Annotated in this window: 20 protein-coding genes; 5 read left to right on the top strand and 15 right to left on the bottom strand. The window is 69.5% G+C overall.

Translation table 11 applies throughout. The annotated features are described in order from the left end of the window. Positions 1–18 precede the first annotated feature (18 nt). Complete coding sequence (locus ACZ5UM_RS04635; RefSeq protein WP_464847185.1) at positions 19–1860, top strand: ABC transporter ATP-binding protein; 1842 nt, start codon at positions 19–21, stop codon at positions 1858–1860. A 62-nt stretch (positions 1861–1922) separates the two neighbouring features. Here ACZ5UM_RS04635 and ptsP read toward each other — a convergent pair whose 3' ends face one another. After that, a complete protein-coding gene (gene ptsP, locus ACZ5UM_RS04640; RefSeq protein ID WP_464847186.1) occupies positions 1923–3629 on the bottom strand; it encodes a phosphoenolpyruvate--protein phosphotransferase in 1707 nt (568 codons plus the stop codon). Then, a complete protein-coding gene (locus ACZ5UM_RS04645; RefSeq protein ID WP_464847187.1) occupies positions 3622–3888 on the bottom strand; it encodes an HPr family phosphocarrier protein in 267 nt (88 codons plus the stop codon). Before ACZ5UM_RS04645 ends, ptsP begins: the two co-directional genes overlap by 8 nt. A gap of 130 nt (positions 3889–4018) precedes the next feature. Between ACZ5UM_RS04645 and ACZ5UM_RS04650 the strand changes: the two genes are divergently transcribed. Further along, complete coding sequence (locus tag ACZ5UM_RS04650; RefSeq protein ID WP_464847188.1) at positions 4019–4702, top strand: B3/B4 domain-containing protein; 684 nt, start codon at positions 4019–4021, stop codon at positions 4700–4702. A 189-nt stretch (positions 4703–4891) separates the two neighbouring features. Here the strand turns inward: ACZ5UM_RS04650 and bshB2 are convergent, their stop codons facing one another. The 4 genes from bshB2 to ACZ5UM_RS04670 form a co-directional block, all read right to left on the bottom strand. Continuing rightward, complete coding sequence (bshB2, locus tag ACZ5UM_RS04655) at positions 4892–5551, bottom strand: bacillithiol biosynthesis deacetylase BshB2 (RefSeq protein ID WP_464847189.1); 660 nt, start codon at positions 5549–5551, stop codon at positions 4892–4894. Positions 5552–5562: 11 nt separating this feature from the next. Further along, positions 5563–5922 carry a YojF family protein gene (locus ACZ5UM_RS04660; protein ID WP_464847190.1) on the bottom strand — a complete coding sequence of 120 codons (360 nt, stop codon included), beginning with the start codon at positions 5920–5922 and terminating at the stop codon, positions 5563–5565. A gap of 135 nt (positions 5923–6057) precedes the next feature. Beyond that, positions 6058–6645, bottom strand: coding sequence for a bactofilin family protein (locus ACZ5UM_RS04665; protein WP_464847191.1), 588 nt, complete (start codon positions 6643–6645; stop codon positions 6058–6060). Between the two features lie 12 nt (positions 6646–6657). Then, the gene (locus ACZ5UM_RS04670) at positions 6658–7704 is read right to left on the bottom strand and encodes a ParM/StbA family protein (RefSeq protein ID WP_464847192.1); all 1047 of its coding nucleotides are present in this window, start codon (positions 7702–7704) and stop codon (positions 6658–6660) included. Between the two features lie 353 nt (positions 7705–8057). On the opposite strand from ACZ5UM_RS04670, the gene ACZ5UM_RS04675 reads away from it, so the two are divergent. Both ACZ5UM_RS04675 and ACZ5UM_RS04680 read left to right on the top strand, forming a co-directional pair. Further along, complete coding sequence (locus tag ACZ5UM_RS04675) at positions 8058–8213, top strand: hypothetical protein (RefSeq protein WP_464847193.1); 156 nt, start codon at positions 8058–8060, stop codon at positions 8211–8213. A 183-nt stretch (positions 8214–8396) separates the two neighbouring features. Beyond that, positions 8397–8909 carry a PCYCGC motif-containing (lipo)protein gene (locus tag ACZ5UM_RS04680; RefSeq protein WP_464847194.1) on the top strand — a complete coding sequence of 171 codons (513 nt, stop codon included), beginning with the start codon at positions 8397–8399 and terminating at the stop codon, positions 8907–8909. An 8-nt stretch (positions 8910–8917) separates the two neighbouring features. Here ACZ5UM_RS04680 and ACZ5UM_RS04685 read toward each other — a convergent pair whose 3' ends face one another. Further along, positions 8918–10258 carry a sensor histidine kinase gene (locus ACZ5UM_RS04685; RefSeq protein WP_464847195.1) on the bottom strand — a complete coding sequence of 447 codons (1341 nt, stop codon included), beginning with the start codon at positions 10256–10258 and terminating at the stop codon, positions 8918–8920. After that, positions 10245–10943 carry a response regulator transcription factor gene (locus ACZ5UM_RS04690; protein WP_464847196.1) on the bottom strand — a complete coding sequence of 233 codons (699 nt, stop codon included), beginning with the start codon at positions 10941–10943 and terminating at the stop codon, positions 10245–10247. The genes ACZ5UM_RS04685 and ACZ5UM_RS04690 overlap by 14 nt, the downstream gene beginning before the upstream one ends. A 369-nt stretch (positions 10944–11312) precedes the next feature. Between ACZ5UM_RS04690 and ACZ5UM_RS04695 the strand changes: the two genes are divergently transcribed. Then, on the top strand, positions 11313–11708 hold the full coding sequence (locus ACZ5UM_RS04695; RefSeq protein ID WP_464847197.1) for a hypothetical protein: 396 nt from the start codon (positions 11313–11315) through the stop codon (positions 11706–11708). Between the two features lie 122 nt (positions 11709–11830). Here ACZ5UM_RS04695 and ACZ5UM_RS04700 read toward each other — a convergent pair whose 3' ends face one another. The 7 genes from ACZ5UM_RS04700 to ACZ5UM_RS04730 form a co-directional block, all read right to left on the bottom strand. Beyond that, positions 11831–12358 carry a hypothetical protein gene (locus ACZ5UM_RS04700; protein WP_464847198.1) on the bottom strand — a complete coding sequence of 176 codons (528 nt, stop codon included), beginning with the start codon at positions 12356–12358 and terminating at the stop codon, positions 11831–11833. 133 nt (positions 12359–12491) lie between these two features. After that, positions 12492–12971: an N-acetyltransferase family protein gene (locus tag ACZ5UM_RS04705; protein ID WP_464847199.1), complete on the bottom strand. Its 480-nt coding sequence runs from the start codon at positions 12969–12971 to the stop codon at positions 12492–12494. 383 nt (positions 12972–13354) lie between these two features. Then, a complete protein-coding gene (gene rlmH, locus ACZ5UM_RS04710; RefSeq protein WP_464847200.1) occupies positions 13355–13840 on the bottom strand; it encodes a 23S rRNA (pseudouridine(1915)-N(3))-methyltransferase RlmH in 486 nt (161 codons plus the stop codon). 59 nt (positions 13841–13899) lie between these two features. Then, on the bottom strand, positions 13900–15174 hold the full coding sequence (gene murA / locus ACZ5UM_RS04715; protein WP_464847201.1) for a UDP-N-acetylglucosamine 1-carboxyvinyltransferase: 1275 nt from the start codon (positions 15172–15174) through the stop codon (positions 13900–13902). 48 nt (positions 15175–15222) lie between these two features. Further along, positions 15223–16080 (bottom strand): two-component system regulatory protein YycI, encoded by an 858-nt coding sequence (gene yycI / locus ACZ5UM_RS04720; RefSeq protein WP_464847202.1) that lies wholly within the window; start codon positions 16078–16080, stop codon positions 15223–15225. A 52-nt stretch (positions 16081–16132) separates the two neighbouring features. Next, positions 16133–17497, bottom strand: a complete 1365-nt coding sequence (locus ACZ5UM_RS04725; protein WP_464847203.1) for a hypothetical protein — start codon at positions 17495–17497, stop codon at positions 16133–16135. Continuing rightward, a complete protein-coding gene (locus ACZ5UM_RS04730) occupies positions 17494–19272 on the bottom strand; it encodes a sensor histidine kinase (RefSeq protein WP_464847204.1) in 1779 nt (592 codons plus the stop codon). Before ACZ5UM_RS04730 ends, ACZ5UM_RS04725 begins: the two co-directional genes overlap by 4 nt. Positions 19273–19275 lie beyond the last annotated feature (3 nt).

The raw sequence follows: 19275 nt of genomic DNA on the forward strand, positions 1-19275 counted from the left end.
CTCACACAGGAGGAAAGTATGGCGGACTTTCGCGAAGAAGAGGCCCTTGGCAAGGTCTACGACGCACGACTCATGGCCCGTCTCCTCGCCTACGCCCGGCCCCACTGGAAGGCGCTGCTGGCCTGCATCGCCATGCTCGGGGTGGCCGTGAGCCTGGACCTCCTGGTGCCCAAGCTGGTGCAGACCGCGATCGACCAGTACCTGGTCCTCGGCATCGAGGACCCGGCCGCGGTGGAGGGCCTGACCCGCCTCGCCCTCTGGCTGACGGCGGCCCTCATCGCCAACTTCGTCGTCTCCTACGGCGAGGTGCTCCTGCTCCAGCTGACCGGGCAGAAGATCATCTACGCCATCCGCAAGGAGCTTTTTGGCCACCTGCAGCGGCTTCATCTGCAGTTCTTCGACCAGAGCCCGGCCGGACGGCTGGTCACCCGGGTGACGAATGACACCGAGACGCTGAACGAGATGTACACCAGCGTGCTGGTCAACCTGTTCCGCGACGTCTTCATGCTGGTCGGCGTGGCCGTCGTGATGATCAGCACGCACCCGAGGCTGGCCGGCGTCAGCCTGCTCCTCGTCCCGTTGGTCGCCTACTACACCCGGTTCTTCGCGACCCGGGCCCGCGACGCCTGGCGGGAGGTGCGGGTGCGGCTGGCCCGCATCAACGCCTTCGTCGCGGAGCACGTGAGCGGCATGCGGGTCGTGCAGCTCTTCGCCCGGGAGGCCCAGACCTTCGCCGAGTTCAAGCACGAGAACGACGAGTACAACCGGGCCTCCTGGCGGCAGCTCATGGTCTGGGCCGTCTTCCGGCCCATCCTCGACCTGCTGGCCAACATCACCATCTCCCTGGTGCTCTGGTATGGCGGCCTGCAGGCTCTGGGCGGGAACCTGACCCCCGGCGTCCTGCTGCTGTTCGTCACCCTCTCCCGCCGCTTCTTCGAACCGCTGATGCAGCTGGCGGAGAAGTTCAACATCCTGCAGAGCGCCATGGCCTCGGCCGAGCGCATCTTCATGCTGCTGGACACCCCGCCGGCCGTCGTGGATCCGCCGGACCCCAAGCCCCTGGGCCGGGTCACCGGCGAGGTGGAGTTCAAGGGCGTCTGGTTCGCCTACAACGAGGGCGACTGGGTGCTGAAGGACGTCTCGTTCCGGGCCGAGCCGGGGCAGACCATCGCCTTCGTCGGCCACACCGGGGCAGGCAAGTCCTCCATCATCAACCTGCTCATGCGCTTCTACGACGTGCAGAAAGGCCAGGTGCTGGTCAACGGCATCGACGTGCGGGAGGTCTCCACGGCCGAGCTGCGCCGGGCCATCGGCCTGGTCGCGCAGGACGTCTTCCTCTTCAGCGGCGACATCGCCTACAACATCCGGCTGGGCAACACCGAGATCAGCGACGAGCGCGTGCGGGAGGCAGCCCGCATCGTCGGGGCGGACGAGTTTATCCGCGAGCTGCGCGACGGCTACGACGAGCCCGTCGCCGAGCGGGGCGCCACCCTCTCTGCGGGGCAGCGGCAGCTGCTCTCCTTCGCCCGGGCCCTGGCCTTTGATCCGCCGATCCTGGTGCTGGACGAGGCCACGGCGTCCATCGACTCCGAGACGGAGGCGCGGATCCAGAAGGCGCTGAGGGAACTGACGAAGGGCCGCACCACCTTCATCGTGGCACACCGGCTCTCCACCATCCAGCACGCCGACCAGATCATCGTGCTGCACAAGGGCCGGATCCACGAACAGGGCACCCACGAGGAGCTGCTGGCGAAACGAGGGCTGTACTACAAGCTCTGGCGGCTCCAGTTCGAGGAGCGGCTGGAGGAGCAGGAAGCTCCGGCCGGGACGGGGGTTCCCACCGCGCACCCATCCGCCTAGCCGGTCGATGAGCAAGGAAAAGGACCGCCCCGGTCAGGGCGGTCCTTTCGTGTCGAGCGTGACTACCCGCCGCGGCGGACCAGCGGCTCCACCAGCGCCAGGACCTCTTCGGGCGTGCCCAGGCTCAGGCAGCGCTGCGCGAGCGCCCGGGCTTCCTCAGCCGGCGTCGCGCGCACCAGCCGGCGGATGCGCGGCAGGAGGGCGGGCGACATCGACAGCTCGTCCACGCCCAGGCCCAGGAGCAGCAGGGCCCCCTCGGGCAGGCCGCCCATCTCGCCGCACACGCCGACCCATTTCCCCGCCGCGTGCGCGGCCTTCACCACCTGGTCGATCAGCCGCAGGACGGCCGGGTGCCAGGGCTGGTACATGTCGGCGAGCTCCGGGTTGCCCCGGTCCACCGCCAGGGTGTACTGCACCAGGTCGTTCGTGCCGATGGAGAAGAAGTCCACCTCCGGCGCCAGGTGGTCGGCCAGCAGCGCCGCCGACGGAATCTCCACCATGATGCCGACCTCGTAGTCGTCCGCCACCGGGTGCCCTTCGGCCTCCAGCGAGCGCCGCGCCTCGGCCAGGGCTTCCTGCGCCCGGCGCAGGTCAGCAAGGCCGCTCACCATCGGGAACATGATCGCCAGCCGTCCGTGCACCGAGGCCCGCAGCAGCGCCCGCAGCTGGGTCCGGAACAGCTCCGGCCTCTGGAAGCACAGCCGCAGGGCCCTCACGCCCAGGAAGGGGTTCTCCTCCTTCGCAAGGCCCAGGTAGGGCACGTCCTTGTCGCCGCCGATGTCCAGCGTGCGGATGATCACCCGCTTGCCGCCGGCGTTGCGAAGCGCCTCCGCATAGGCCTGGAACTGCTCCTCCTCCGTCGGCGCGGCGTCGCGCCCCATGAAGAGGAACTCGGAGCGCAGCAGGCCGACCCCCTCGGCGCCCTTCTCCATGGCGAAGGCCACTTCGGCCGGCGAACCGGCGTTGGCCGCCAGTTCCACCCGCACGCCGTCAGGCGTCTCCGCCGGCAGCAACGCCTCGGCCCGGTCGCGCTCCGCCTGTTCGCGGGCGCGCGCGAGGGCTGCCTCGTACCGGCTCCGGGTCTCCGCTGCGGGGTCGAGGACCACCTCGCCCGTGTCGCCGTCCAGCGCGACGGTCATGCCGTCGACTGCGGCATCCAGCACCCCCGGCGTCGCCACCACCGCCGGAATGCCCCAGGACCGGGCCAGGATGGTGGTATGGGAGGTGGGGCCGCCCTGCTCCGTCACGATGCCCAGCAGAAGCGAACGGTCGAGCCCGATGGTGTCTGTGGGGGCCAGGTCGCGCGCAACCACCACGGCCGGCTCCCGGAGCACGATCCCGACCGTGCGCCCCGTCAGGGCCGCCACGAGCCGCCGGCCCACGTCGCGCACATCCGCGGCGCGCTCGCGGAGGTACTCGTCGTCCAGCGCCTCCAGCATGCCGGCGAACTGCTCCACCGCCGTCCGCACCGCCGCCTCGGCCGGTTGCCCCTCCCGGATGGCCGCCTCCACGAAGTTGTGCAGTTCCGGGTCCTGGAGCATCAGCTGATGTGCCGTGAGGATGTCCCGGGCCTGCGCATCGGCCCGCCCGGCCAGCGCATCCAGCTCTTCCTCGGCCCGCCTGCAGGCGGCCGCGTACCGTGCCAGCTCCTCGTCCGGCGTGGCTGCCTGCCGCGCCGCGGTCTCAGGCTGCCCTTCCCGGTAAACGAGCGCCGGGCCGACCGCCACGCCGGAAGCGGCCGCCACGCCCTGCAAGATCCGCTCACTCACCGAGCCCACCCTCAATCAGCGCGGCCAGCGCAGTCATGGCTTCCTCCTCCTGGGGGCCCTGGCAGCGGATCACGATGGTCTCACCCTGCGAGATCCCGAGGCTCAGCAGGGAAAGCAGGGAGCGGGCCGAGACCTCCTTGTCGCCCTTGCGGACGAAGATTTCCGTGTCGGCGAACTTCTGGACTTCCTTGACGAACAGCGCTGCGGGCCTGGCGTGCAGACCTGTCGGGTTGCTGAGCGTGAAAGCTCTCTCTACCATGGGGCGGACACTCCTTCTCGGTAACTTCCGCAAAGACGTTTAACATTAGTATCCGGGATCCCTGCGCCGGTGTCCAGCAGGATTCGGTACTATTTCCGGCGTATCCATGCGGAGTCGCGGTGGAAAGGGGGTGCTTGTGCTGCAGCTGAAGATCGATCCGGACCTGAGCCAGCAGCTTCCCTTCGTCACGCTGGGGCTCCTGCAGGTCGAAGGCCTGGAGAACGGCCCGGCCTCCGGCGCCCTGCAGGCCCTGGTCGACGCGACCGTGGCCCAGACCCGGGCCGGGCTCCAGATGGAGGAGATCAGCCGGCTGCCGGCCATCGCCGGCTGGCGCAAGGCGCTGAAAGCCATGGGGACGGATCCCGCCCGGTACCGGGTGTCCTCCGAGCGGCTGCTCCGGCGCATCGTAAAGGGGGACGGGCTCCCCCGGGTGAGCCTGATCGTCGATCTGGTGAACGTCTGGTCAGCGGCGTCCGGGCTGCCCATCGGGCTGTACGACGCGGACCGGCTGGAGGGCGGCGCCCTGGTGTTCGGCTCAGGCCGGGAGGGCGAGCGCTACCTGACGCTGGCAGGCACGGAGATGGAGACCCGGGGCAAGCCCGTGCTGCGGGATGCTGCCGGCCCCTGCGGTTCGCCCATTACCGACTCTGCCCGGACCGCCACGCATGAGGGAACCCGCCGCTGCGTCGCGGTGCTCTTCGGCCCGCCGCTGTACGACCGGGACGAGTTTGCGCGGCACGCGGACCTGCTCGCCGACTGGATCCACCACTTCACCACGGGCAAGGTCACGGCCCGGGAGTACGTCGTTTCCTAACCTCCGCCTTGCCCGGCCGGATTATGCGGGCGGGACAGGCGGCGGATCACCACTACCCTTTCGCCACTTCCACCTTTCCATCATCTCATGCAAGATTCGTGCCACACAAGCGCCGCCCTGGCAGCCGGCGCGCGCAGAGCGGCTTGCCTGGCACAGCGGCCCCCGGATGCGCTCCGGGGGCCGCCCAGTTTAGTTGTCGAACTTCCACACGTAGAACCGCTCCAGCTCCCGCTCCCGGCGCAGCCGCTCCTGCTCCTCCGGATCGGCAGCCGCTCTGTCGAGCACGAGCTGGCTCTGCGAGCGGTGCGCCCGGATGGCGGCCAACTTTGTCTCCCAGACCGGCCGCACATCCACCACCAGGTCAGGTTCACCCAGCACCGCCGACGCCTTGCCGAAGGCCCGGGTGTGCACCGGCGGCCGCTCCTCCGGGGGCAGGAGCTCCACCGCCCGGATCGTCGCCCGGCCCAGGGCCATGTGGTCGGGGTGCACGCTGTAGTCGGGGTGGTAGGTGATGATCAAGGACGGCCGGATCTCCTCGATGATGGCCTTCAGGCGCGCGGCCAGGGCCTCGGGGTCCTCGAACTCCACGGTCTTGTCCCACAGCCCGAGGAAGCGCAGGTCGGTGATGCCCAGGATGCGGCACGCCTCACGCAGTTCCTTCTCGCGCAGCACGGGCAGGCTCTCGCGCGTGGCAAACGGCGGCCGGCCCATGCGCCGGCCCATCTCGCCCCGGGTGCCGCACACGTAGGTGACGGGCACGCCCCGCCGGGCGTGGAGGGCGATGGTGCCGCCCACCGCAAAGGTCTCGTCGTCGGGATGCGGCATGATGACCAGCAGGTGCTCCTTCACGGTCTGACCTCCTACATGGGAAACGGCGTGTGGCTCAGCTCCAGGGCGATCGCCAGACAGCCGTCGGCGTCGTGGCCGGCCAGCAGCAGCCGGCCCTGGTCGTCCACCTCGTAATCCGTCAGGCCCTCGGCGTAGGTCCAGCCCCCGCCGGACTCCATCTGCAGCCCCACGCGGTACGGACCGGAGCCCGTGATCTGGGCGCGGCGGAACCGCACCCGGGCGTTGCGGATGAAGGCGCAGACCGCCATCCCGCTCCCCCCGGAGAACTCGCCGGCGTAGGCGCCGTTGGTCGTCTCCAGGTGGAGGTAGACATCGGTGTTGACAAAGGACTGCAGCCGCTGCTGCACAACCTCACGATCGATCGGCTCCATGCAACCTGCCTCCAGCTTGCCGAATGCACGTATGGTCGTACTTTAGACGCCTCCGCGGGGTGCGGGGGTTACGCCGGGAGCCACCGGCAGATCCGGAAGACGATCCCCCTGCCGCCAGCGGGCAGGGGGATTCGGTCACTCTTCGTGGTCAGACGCCGTGGGCGCCAGTCTGCGTCTGGACCGCATGTACCCGTGGAAGACGATGGAGGTCGCCGGCCCGGGCTCCCCGGAAGGCTCCAGGGCGGGCGGCCGGCCATCCTGCCGCGCGGGATCGGCCGCAGGCGCCGCCACGGGCCTCCGCGCCGCCGGCGCGCTCGGCGCCGGCTGGGCCGGCGGCGGCGGCGATCCGGCCGCGGTGGCGTCTCCGGCCGGCTGTCCCTCCGCGTCCGAGCGGTTGATGCCCACGAAGCGCCCGCCGGGATCGATCACCAGGCGGCGGCAGTCGGCATCGCCGAACAGCTGCCCACCGTTGCCGATCCGCAGGGTGCCCGTCACCGTGACGTCGCCGTGGATCTCGCCCTGCAGGTAGAGGTCGACCGAGCGCACCGGGCCGGCGCACACCCCGCCCGGCGCGACGACCAGCTTTCCGTCGTGGATGACCGGCCCGCGAATGTGCCCGCGCACCTCCAGCGTCCCGCGCGAGTGGATGGGGCCGTGGACTTCGGTTCCCCGGTCAATCACGGAATGCGGCTGCGTATCCAGCTTCCGACGCCACCCGAACATGTGCGGTCACCCTTACTGGGGCTGCGGATTCACCGGAGTCCGCTCCGTCCAGGGCGCACCGCCGGTCCCGTAGATGTAGTGGGCCCAGGCCAGGTAGCCGCGGCTGTTGGCCGTCAGCGGATCCCCAATCAGGCTCGCCTGCGGGAACTTCGGCACCAGGTACCGCTGCAGGGCCTGGCCGCCGCCGCCGGTGAACCACAGGTAGTCGTAGTCGGCGACCTGCCAGGTGGAGCGGATCTCCACCAGCACCTTGGTGGCCAGCTGCTCGAAGGCCTGCTCCCGGAGCCCGGTGATGTCCACCCGCCGCCCGCTGACACCGATCTCGCCCGAGATGATCGCCTCGTCGAGCGCGTGGTTCTCGCGCTCGATGCCGTACTCCCGCAGCAGGGCGGCGGCCACCGCGCCGTAGGCTGCGGAGAGGCCGGTCGGCACGGTGCGGCTCTGCTCCGGCACGTATTCACCCGCCTCCACCGTCACCAGGTCCGTCGTGCGGAAACCGATGTCGATGATGCCGACCCTGCCCTCCGCGGCCGCGTGCGGCTGCAGCTGGCCCCGGGAATCCAGCACCTGGGACCAGTACGTGCCCAGCGGCTGCGGAACCACGGTCACCCGGTCGACCCGCAGATAAAGCTCCTCGGGGTTGGCAGCGCGGTAGCGGACGACCCGGTGGTCGCCCCTCACGCTGCGGATGAACTCGTCCGCCAGGTGCATGCGGCCCGGCGGCAGGCCGGTGACGACGGAGAACGTCGTGTTGGGTTCATGACAGAACAGGCTGAGCGCCGTCAGGAACAGGACGAGCAAGTCGTTGCCCTCGTCGCGCAGGACCGAGAGGGACCGGTAGGCCATGCGGGACTGGCGCACGGCCAGGGTTCCCACGTGGTAGACCCTGTCGCCGATCTGCAGACGCAGATTGTCGGTGGGGTCGGCCTCCTGGGATGCGAGCCGCAGCGGTTGATGCGGGCTGCCGTCGCCGACAACGCTCGGGAAGAGGAAACCTTCCCGGCCGTCCGTGGCCTTGACGAATCCGTAGCCAAGATCTACGCCGATAAGCCGTTCCATGGTCTGCCCCCCTTAGAGCTGTCTGACAGGTCCGGGCATGGTGAGCGTCTTGGAGTCACGCGATTCAACATTGGAAAATTGCTACCACTAAACATACCTTACCTACCTCAAAAAGTAAAGGCATCGCTCCGTTTCCTGCCATATCCGGTGAAGCGCATTTTCCAGCGGCGAACTGCGCGGAAGGGCAGATGACCGGCACCCGGGCTGTGGGACGGAAGGCGCAACCTGCGTTCTGTTCGCCAATACCGGCATTTCGCCGCAAATCGCCCGATTGCGAAGCGTCCTCCTGCTATGCTGGAACCAGAAGCGCCGGGGCGGTGCGCCCGTGCCCGCGGGAAGGAGGGACTGTTTCGGTGTTCACCTATTCGACCTTTGAGGCAAACTGGGAAGTAGGGCTGGTGACGGCTGAAGCGGTCCACGGTATCGGCTTCGCGATGGAGACGGAACTGGAAACCGCCGCCGAGGAACCCGCAGGGACCACAGAGAACCTGGGCGACGCAGCGGACTGACCGCCGCGGGCGGCCTGCCCACACATAACCCCACAATCTGAGCCGAGTCAGGGAAACTCCCGCGACTCGGCTCTTCTGTGTCTTCGGAAACCGTGCGGCCCATCCCCGGCGGGTCCCTCTTCACACTTTCTTCACAGTCAGGAGCGAAACTGGGACTGACGCACGCTGAAAATGGGGGTGTTCATGATGAAGACCCGCGCGTTCCCACAAACGTACCCAGCCATCGGCGCCCTGGCGGCTGTGGCCCTGCTCCTGGTCGCCCTGATGGGCCTGACCGCCGGCTGCTCTTCGCCGGGGCCCTCCCATGAGCCGGAAGCCGGACAGGAGGCGACCTTTCCGGAAGGGTTCCCGGAGGCGCCCGAATGGTACCGGGCCTCGCCGGAGCACATGCAGGCGCTGTACGTGGCGGCGGCGCATCACGCGCACGAGCTGCAGCACATCCCCTGCTACTGCGGCTGCGGCGACTTCCACGCCAGCAACTTCGACTGCTACTTCTACCGGGATGAAACCGGAGAGGTGGCCGCGTTCGACTGGCACGCCGCAGGGTGCCAGATCTGTCTGGACATCACGCGCGACGTGGTGATCGGCCTCGAAGAAGGAAAATCCCTCGCCCGCCTCCGGCAGGAGATCGACCAGGCGTACCAGGCGATGGGACTGGAGCCCACCCCGACGCCCATGCCTCCGGCCGATCCCTGAGGCCCGTCTCACGCCCGCGGCAGCCGGAACCAGAAGGTTGCCCCTTCGCCAGGCCGCGACTCGGCGCCGACTTCGCCGCCGTGCGCCCGGACCAGCGAACGCACCACCGCCAGGCCCAGGCCGCCCTTTCGCCGACCACGGAAACGTTCGAACACGTGGGGAAGCTGCTCCGGGTCAATGCCCTCCCCCGTGTCGCGCACCCACACGGTGACGACGTCGGGCTTGGCCTCCACATCCACCCGGACCTCACCGCCCGGCGGGGTGTGGCGCAGGGCGTTGTCCAGCAGGTTGAACAGCACCTGCTGAATCCGGCCGCCGTCGGCGCGCACCGGCGGGAGCACCTCCGGGAGATTCACCGCCAGCGTGATGCCCTTCCCCTCCGCCCGGGGACGGACCGCTTCCAGGGCCTGCAGGGCGGGCACCCGCAGGTCCAGGGGCACCATTTCAAAGGCCATGTGCCCCTCTTCCATCTGCGCCAGATCCAGCAGATCGTCGACGAGCCGCCCCACCCGGTCCGCTTCGTCCATCACCACCTGCTGGCAGCGCCGCACCTCCGCCGGGTCGGTGACAATCCCCTCGGCCAGGGCCTGGGTATAGCCGCGGATGTAGGAGAGCGGCGTGCGCAGTTCGTGGGCCACGTCTGCCAGAAACGCCCGCCGGCGGCGCTCGTGGGTCTCCAGCTGCTCGGCCATCCGGTTGATGGCCTGGCCGAGCCGGTGCAGCTCCTCGGCGCCGTCCACGGCCACGCGGGCCGAAAAATCGCCGCGCGCGATGGCCCCGGTCACCCGCTCCATCTCGAGCACCGGGCGGGTAAGGCTCCGGGCCAGCACCAGGGCCAGTCCGGCGCCCAGCAGCAGCGCGGCGCCGCCCGCCAGCCACAGGCCGCGCCGGGCCAGGTCGAACGACTGGCGCAGCCGGTCCGCCGGCGCCAGCAGCAGCACCGCCCCCGCGCCCCCCGGAACCGGCACGCCGGTGACGATGAACGTGCGCCCCTCGGCCGTTCGCAGCTGTCCCGTGTACGTCCGGCCGGCCAGCACCGCCTGCGACGCGTCCTCGGGCGCCGCCATCGCCGACGCGCCCTCGAACAGCCGGGGCCGCCCGGCCGCGTCCAGCACCAGCACCTCGCCGCCGACCATCTCGGCCATCATCGGCGCCGCGGACAGCGCCCCGTCGTCGGCCGCCAGCATGTCGGCAAGCTGCCGGCTGTGATAGAGCAGCGGCTCCGTCACCTGGGTGGCGTAGAAGCGCTCCAGCAGCTGATCCAGGGCATACTCCATGGGGATCAGCACAAGCAGCAGGAGCAGCGTCAGTGAGAGCCAGAACCTGGCCACCAGGCTAATCTTCTGCATCGGTCACCTCCGCGAAGCGGTAGCCCACGCCCCACACCGTGACGATCAGTCCCGCCCCGTCCCCGAGCTTCTCCCGCAGGTTCTTGATGTGGCTGTCCACCGTGCGGGCGTCGCCCTGGTAGTCCGGGCCCCAGATCCGGTCGAGCAGCTTCTCCCGCGAGAACACCTGGCCCGGGTGCGCCGCCAGCAGCGTGAGCAGGTCGAACTCCTTCGGGGTCAGGCTCAGCGGGCGGCCCCCGTACGCCGCCGTCCGCTCGGCCGGCCGGATCGTCAGGCTGCCGCGCCGGATCGGCACCTGCGTCGCCGCCTGCCCGGACGCGCGCCGTAGCACCGCCTGCGCGCGGGCGGCCAACTCCCGGCCGTCGAAGGGTTTGGCGATGTAGTCGTCTGCACCCATGCGGAGTCCCTGCACCCGATCCGTCACGCCGCCGCGGGCCGTCAGCATGATCACGGGCACTGCGGACTCCTCCCGGATGTGCTGCAGCGTCTCCCAGCCGTCGGGCGGCGGCATCATCACGTCCAGCAGCACGAGGTCAGGGTCCATGGTGCGCACCATCCGCAGCGCCGCGAGGCCGTCCCCGGCCTCGATCACCTCGAACTCCCCCTTCAGGTAGAGCCCGATCAGCTCCCGCATGCGGGGCTCGTCGTCCACCACCAGCACGACCGGCCGCTTCGCCGAAGCCACCTTCTTTCCCCCTCTGCTGCATGCGCCGCGCCGTGGGTTGCGCGTACGCGCCGGATCGTGAGCCGTTCGGTCCCTGAGTGTCTTTCTGCACGGCCTGAGGGGCCTCCTGTCCGGGCCGCCACGGATGGTATGCCCGTCTGTGGGCGCGCATAGAGTTGGAATGCTCTGCGCGCGAAGGAGGGAATCGGACTGAAGAACCCATACCGTGCAGCCCTTGCCCAGCGCCACCTGCAGCGGGCGCTGCTCTGCCTGCCGCTCTACCAGGCCATCGCAGAACTGGCCGCACCGGCTGGGAGGCCGCTGGCCCGGCACGCGCTCGCGCTGCACCAGCGGGAGATCGACCTTCTGCGCCAGGCCGCCCCCGGCCCCGTGGAGAGGGCGGGCGGCCCGGAAGCCTTCACCGACCCGGCGCTCCTGGCGGCCGAGCCGGCCGAGCTGGCGGATCAGGCCCCAGGCGTCGCCGGACAGGTCTTCATCGCCCAGTTCGGCGCCGGCGCGCCGCTCACAGCAGACCCCCGGGCAATGGGCCGGATCCCCGGGTTCCGGGTGGTCCGGGCCAACCTCGCCAGCGGGCAGGTGCGCGACTTCTACGTGAACCGCAGACCGGGCGCCGGCGGCGCCTGGCCGGAGCGGCCCATCGACGTCAAGTTCTGCCCCCGCCATCACTGCCTGTACCTGGTGGACTTCGGGGTGCTCGAAGCCATCCCCGGCCACTTCATCCCCCATGCGGGCACAGGCGCGCTCTGGCGCATCCGCAGGGCATAGGAGAAGCCGCAGCCCCGTCTGCACGGCATCAACCGCACGGACGCAGACCGGGCTTTGGATGGGCTTTATGCCCGCTGTGGGAGAGGCCAGACAACGATGCAGCATGTGCAAATCCGCCCCCGCTATGGGGGCGGATCACCTTGTATCCAGTTATCCAGCACCGGCCGCAGGCGCTGCATGAGGATCCGGACCAGCGGCGTGAACAGGGCGGACCAGACGGCAGCAAACAGGAGGCAGGCCGTAAGGGCAACCGGGACGTTCTGCGAGCGCAGGTCCGGTCCCAGGGCGGCGAAGCCGACGCCCCGGGTGAGCAGCGCCAGCCCGCAGAACAGGGTGAGCGCGGGAAGGAGGGGCGCCCTCCAGCCCGACAGGCCCCGGCGGAGCGTCACGCCGATCGCCGCGCCGAACGGGCCGTTGGCGAGCCCGAACACCCAGCCCTCCTCCGGCTGGAACAGCGCACAGAGCATGGCCGCGACAGGCAGGGCCAGAACGGCCCCGCGCGGCTCGGCAGCGGCGACGAGCGCCATGGGCAGGCACGCCAGGACGGCCAGGGCAAAGCCCACAGGCTGCCCCAGCCAGACGGGCGCCGTCTGGAGGACGACCGCCAGGCCGGCCATCATGCCGGAGAGGAGCAGGGCACGCAGGTGCATGGGGAGCCTCCTCGCCGTTTTTGCCAGGGTATGCGGGTCCTCCTCCGGTTGTTGGTTCTCATGCGCCGCGGGCGAGCCCCGGCAACGCCTCCTTCACCGAGAGCGTGTCGGCCCAGGCCGGCCGCGGTACCGCTCACAACACCTTGCGCAGCACGAGCCGGTCGGCGTCCGGACCGTAGTAGCCGACATCCACCCGCCAGTCGCGAAATCCCAACCGCCGGTAGAAGGCGCGGGTACCGACATAGGGGGCGTAGTCCACGCTGTCGGCCAGGGTAGAGACCTGGAGAACGGTCACGCCCGTCTGCCGGCACCGGTCCGCCAGGGCGTCCACTAACCGCCGCCCGATGCCACGCCCCTGGAACTCGCGTCGCACACCGAGCCAGGTGATTTCGGCGAGGTTCGGTTCTGTCGGGTCTGGCGATGGGAACCAGGTCGCGAAGCCCACCACTTCCGCTTCTGCGCCGCTGCCGGAGACAGCCACAAGTCCCTGGTGAGAGGCGAAGTCCCGGGCCATCTCCCGGAGCCCCTGCTCGTTGAACCATTCGGGAAGGGAGCGAGCCACTGAGAGCATCGCTTCGCAATCTGATGCTGCCGCGCCGCGTATGAAGATCATCCGTTGGCCTCCGATGGTCATGTTGCAAGCGGTCAGAGGATCTGTTCCCCCGATGAGGGATCCACCATTTGATTTTCTATGACCGAAGGGGAGAACCTCTCTGCCCAGCGCGCGTCGGAGCGATTGGCGGAGTCCAGCTCCTGGGCTGCAGCCCGATGCCCCCCTGCGAGCAGCTTCTTCGGAGGAAGGGGCTTCGCCAGCCGCTCCCTCCAACCGGAGGTTGCGGAAATGGCCGGTACGTGGATGGCAGGAAGTTCCCATACCGAACCTGGTGGCATGGCTGAAAAAGCGCCGCAGGGCGTGTCTCCAGGCGAGTTCCCCTGGCGCAAGCGGTCTCACGGTGCGCGGCTGGTCCTCAGGGACAGCCGTTGCTGGTTCCGCAGCTACTTGTGATACTTCTCCCCCCGGTTGATCTTAAACCCCCGATAGACCTGCTCCAGCAGGATCAACGGCACCATCTGGTGCAGAAACGTCATCCGCCCCAGCGAAAGCGTGGTGTCCGCCCGGGCGAGGACGGCGGGGTCGAGCCCCAGCGAGCCGCCGATGACGAAGGCCAGGTTCGAGTCCCCGTGCAGGGCCCGCTCCGCCAGGAAGGCGGCCAGTTCCTCGGACGAGAAGTTCCGGCCGCGGCCGTCCAGCACCACCACGTATTCCTGGCCGCCCTGATCCAGGGCGCGGAGGATCCGCTCCCCCTCCCGCTGCATCACCTGCGCCTCCTGCGCGGGCGATGCGCCGTCGGGGATCGGCTCATCCGGCACCGTCACGATCTCCACCCGGGCGTAGGGGCGCAGCCGCTTGAGGTACTCCTGCACGCCCTCCTGCAGGTACTTCTCCCTGATCTTGCCCACCGTCACCAGCCGGATCCGCAAGCCGCCACCCCCGTTCCCATGCACAAGGCGGTGCCCCGTGGCACCGCCTCTAGTCTTCGCTAGACCACCGCCGCTCCCTGCCGCTCCATCTTCACGTCGGCGCCCAGGGCCAGCAGCTTCTGCTCCAGCTTTTCGTACCCCCGCTGCACGTGTTCCATGCCGTAGATCGTCGTCTCGCCCTCCGCCGCCAGCCCGGCGATCACCAGGGCGGCGCCGGCCCGGATGTCGGTGGCCTCCACCGGCGCCCCGTAGAGCCGCTCCACGCCCTTCACGATGGCCGTGCGCCCCTCCACGCGGATCTGCGCGCCCATGCGCACCAGCTCCGGGACGAAGCGAAACCGGTCGTCGTACAGCGTCTCCGTGACGTAGCTGGTCCCGTCGGCCAGCGAGAGCAGGGCTGTCATCTGGCTCTGGGCGTCCGTCGGGAAGCCCGGGTACGGCAGGGTCTTCACGTTGATCGCCTTCGGCCGCTCCCGGCCGATGACCCGCACGGCATCGGCCATCTCGTGGATCTCGACGCCCGCCTCCCGGAGCTTGGCCATGATCGGCGTAATGTGGGTGGGGATCACGTTCTGCAGGGTCACGTCGCCCTGGGTCATCGCCGCCGCCATCATCCAGGTGCCGGCCTCGATATCGTCCGGAATGACCGTCTGCGTCGCCCCGACCAGCCGGTCCACGCCCCGGACGCGGATCGTGTCGGTCCCCGCGCCGGTCACCTTGCCGCCGCAGGCGTTGATGAAGTTGGCCACCGCCACCACGTGCGGCTCCCGGGCGCAGTTCTGGATGACGGTGGTGCCCTCTGCCAGCGAGGCCGCCAGCATCACCTGGATGGTAGCGCCGACGCTGATGATGTCCAGGTAGACGTGGGTCCCGCGCAGCCGCTTCGCCCGCGCCTGGATCATTCCCCGGTCGATCCAGACCTCCGCGCCCAGCGCCGTGAGGCCCTTGATGTGCTGGTCGACCGGGCGGTGGCCGATCTTGTCGCCCCCGGGCAGGGGCACGCTCGCCTGGCCGTAGCGGGCGAGCATCACCCCGAGCAGGTAGTAGGACGCGCGAATCGACGATGCCAGGTGAAACTCCGGCTCACCGGGCCTGACACCGTCGGTATGTATCGTCAGGATGCCGTTGACAGGGTCCCAGTCCACCCGGGCGCCCAGTCCCGTCAGCAGCTTCCGGTATACCATCACGTCGTGAATGTGCGGCACGTTCTCCAGCCGGCTCGTTCCGTCCGCCAGCAGTGATGCGGCAATCAGCGGAAGCGTGGCGTTCTTCCGCCCCCCAACCCGAATCGTCCCCCGCAGGGGGCGGCCGCCGCGAATCGTTAACGTCGTCAAATCCCTTCCTCCTTGCCGGTCTGGCTATCGTTACCGGGACACCCGGGGTCATGACTCCAGCTCACCGTTGAATGCATTTACATAATAGACCTGGCCGTTGTCAAGGGTGATCCGCCACACCGGGACGGTTTCCCAGGCGCTGATCTCCTCGGCCGCCGGCACCGTCACCGAGGGGCCCGAGTAGTAGCCCAGCCTGACATCCACGATCGTCCGGACCTGCTCCCCGTCCGCCTGCAGATGTCCCGCCAGCCGCAGCAGGGCCTCCGCCGCGGGGCGGACCGCCTTCGCGGCCCCCTCCTTGAAGCCCACCGGCTCCACCCAGTGCATGACCGCCCGTTCGATCCCCCGCTGCGAAAGGTAGACGCGCAGGTACCCGGAGAAGACGGGCAGCCCCTCGTGCGCGGGCACGAACTCCACCACCGCCCCGTCTTCCCGCAGGAAGATGCCCGAAAGCTGCACATCGTCCGGAAGCAGGTCGTACTGCCGCAGGAACTCCTCGGCCGCCCGGAGCAGGCCGCCGCGGTCAGACAGGTCCACCTGGGTCTTCGCCTCCGAGCGGGCCGGCTCCAGCACCGTCTCCCGGGTGGTCGGATCGTACCGGACGCGCAGGCTGGCGCGGGCAGTCACTCCTTCAAAGGGTTCGGGCGCTGCGTCGGGTTTGGGCGGGTCCGGCCGGAACTCGACGCGCAGGAAGTGCATGGGGGGAGGGGTGGTGGGCAGGGTGATACCGCTGGGCAGCAGCAGCCCCCGCTCATCCAGCCGGGTTCGCAGCTGGACCATCTGGGAACGGGCTGTGGGCTCACTGGGGTTCATCTCGCCTTTGGGCCCCCAGAGCGCATACGCCAGGATCAGGTTGACCACGGCAAAAGCGGCCAGCAGGATGGCGCGCGCCCGCGTCCAGTCCACTGCCCCACCTCCTAAACGAAACTCCCGCAGAAAAGGTTACGGCCCGTCCCCGCTACTGCACCACTTTCGGCGGCAGCGGGTACTCCCGGGCCACCGCGTTCACATACACCTCGGTATGGCCGGCCTGGATGACCCAGGTCGGTTCCGCCGTCCACCGGGCTCCGGCCTCGGCCGGGGGCTTCAGCAGGTACGTCAGATACATCGAACGGACCGGCTCTGCCGCGAGCACCGGCGCGGCGGGCAGCGCGTGCGCCAGCGCGGCCTCCGGGGAGATCAGCGGAAGCGGCTCGCCCTCGAAGGAGACGTTGACCACGGTGGGGCTGCGCTCGAAGTACACAACCCGGTCTGCCGCCGAGACGTGCACCTGGATCGCGCCCGGCAGCGACTGGACGGGATACCTGACCCCGGTATGGACTTCGAAGGCCAGCCTGCCCACGCCTGCCTCCCGCACATAGCGGTGCAGTACCACATCCTGGGGCCATCCGCCCCGCGAACCGACCCACCGTCCGGCCGTCTCCAGCGCCTGCTCCAGCGTCGGGGCCGCCGCCTCGCCAGATCCCTCCGCGGTGCGGTACTGCAGCAGGCCCGCTCCGGTCACCCGGAGCACCCGCCGGCCGTCCGTCAGGCTGCGCGCGTCCTGCTCATCGATCTGCCGGACGAGGGTGACGTCCGGGAAGTACCGGACCTCCTCCTCCCACAGGTCGGGCATCGAGACGTCGACCTGCGCCGCCGGCAGTTCGGCCACGTCGGGCACCACCACGCCCGGCTCCGCCGTGACGGCCAGGTCGTCCAGGATCAGCTCCCGGTACGGCCTGAAAAGCCCCGGGTCCAGCCGCTCGACGTGGGTGGCCAGCGCGGTGCGCTCCGCTTCCGGCAGGTCGGCCACGAACAGGTTGAACCCGGGCGGGCCGGAGAGGTACACCGCGGCCCGCTCGCCCAGCGTCACGATCACCCGGTCGACCAAGATCGAACCGTTGCGCAGAGACGCCGTCCTCCACTGCAGGAGTTCAGCCCACTGGCGGACCTGCAGCGCCGTTGGCAGGTAAAGCTCCAGCACCGGGGCCTCCGCCTCTCCCCGGGGCACCTCGTCGATGAGCGGGGCGCCATCGCGGACATCCAGGCCGGTGAGCGCCTTGCGCACGCGCTGCCACGAGGTGCGGTAGGTGGGGAAGCCCGCGTGCAGCTCCGCGCGCAGCCCGTCCCTCCGCCGGATCACCACGCGCTCGGGCCGGAAGATCTCCGGCATCTCCCGCACGATGGGCGCGGGCTGCAGCTGCAGGCTGGGCTCGGTGGTGTCCGCGCTGCCGAAGAGCGGCTCCGGGTACCAGATGCGCACCGAAAGCAGCACGCTGGTCAGCACCAGGACCACCAACAGCAGGTCGAGCAGCGCATTGCGCGCCCTTGCGCTGAGCCTCACGCGGGGCTCACCTCCCCGTGCGGGGCGACGGGCAGCGTGAAGGTGACCGTCGTCCCCTGGTCCACCTCAGAGGCGATGGCAATACTGCCGCCGGACAGTTCGACGATCTGCTTGGCAATGGAAAGGCCGAGTCCGGTGCCGCCCATCGAGCGGGAGCGGGCCTTGTCCACCCGGTAAAAGCGCTCGAAAATGCGGGGCAGGTCCTGGGCCGGGATGCCGATGCCCGTGTCCGCGATCGACACCCGCACCTCGTCGCCTGCCGGCGCGACGGAGACCAGGATGCGGCCGCCGTTGGGCGTAAACTCGATGGCGTTGGCCAGCAGGTTGATCACCACCTGCTGGATCTTCTCGTAGTCGCACAGGGCAGGGGGCGTGTCCGGATCCACCTCGCAGTGCACGGTGAGCCGCTTCCGGTCGGCCTGCACGCGCAGGCGCCCGATGGCCTCCGCCACCAGCGCCCCGACGTCCTGGGGCCCGATGGCCCACCGGAGGGTCCCCTCGTCCATCTGGGTCAGGCGCAGGAGGTCGCGCACCAGCCGGGCCATGCGCTCCGTCTCGCCGTCCACCACCCGCAGGAACCGGTCGCGCACCTCCGGGTCCTCGGCCGCGCCGTCCAGCAGCGTCTCCACATAGCTCTTGACGGTGGTCAGCGGGGTCTTAAGTTCGTGCGAGACGTTGGCGACGAACTCCCGGCGCAGGCTCTCCAGCTTCTCCAGTTCGGTGATGTCGTGGAAGACGATCACCGTACCGCCGGGGTGGCGGCCGTCGCTCTTCAGCGGCGTGATGTAGGCCTGCAGCACCCGGTCTCGCAGCCGGATCTGGCGGGTCAGCGGGCTGCTGCGGTCCCAGGCCTCCGCCAGCGCCTCCTCCAGTCCTGAGTCTTCCGCCAGCTCCCCCGGACGGCGGCCGAGGGCCTGCAGCTCCGGCACCTGGAACATGCGCTGCGCGGCGGGGTTGAGCCGGATGATGCGCCCGGCTCCGTTCAGGGCCATCAGGCCGTCGGCCATGTGCGTCAGGATGGCCTCGGCCTGGCTCTTCTCGTCCTGGATCTCGTTCATCGTCTCCTTCAGCTGGCGGCTCATGCGGTTGAACATCTCGGCCAGCTGCCCGATCTCGTCGTCAGAGCGCACCTCAATGGCCTGGTCGAAGTGGCCGCCGGCGATCAGCGCGGCGCTGCGGGTCAGCTCCCGGATGGGCCCCGTGATCGTGCGGGCCAGCGCGACGCCCAGCACCACCGTCGACGCCATGGCCACCAGCGTCGCGACCAGCAGGATGTCGCGGATGTCCTGCAGCCGGGCGTAGGCCTCTTCCAGGGAGTCCTTCAGGTAGATCACGCCGATGACGTTGTCGGCGACGGTGATGGGCACCGCCTCGTAGGCCATCCGCTGCGAGCCTTCCATGCCCGTCCTCCGGTTGATGTTGCCGAAGAAGGCGGGAGAGACGTCGTCGTGGCTGAACTTCAGCCCCAGGAGCTCCTCCCGGTTGGGAAGGCGCGCCGTCGCGCCGATCACCACCCCGTTGGCGTCCAGCACCAGCACCTCGCCCGGCCAGCGTTCCATGTACTGGTCAACCGCCTCGGGGTCGAGCCGGTCGCCGCGGATGAAGTTGGAGAGCTGACCCGCCAGCAGCTGCGCGCTCTGGTGCAGGTCGTCCTGGACCTTGCCGATGTAGCTCCGTTCCAGCTCGCGCAGCAGGTAGAGGCTCGCCAACTCCATCGCGACCACGATGAGAAGCAGGTAGACCACCACCAGCTTCCCCTGGATGCTGCGGAACACGCT

Source organism: Symbiobacterium ostreiconchae, assembly GCF_055396975.1.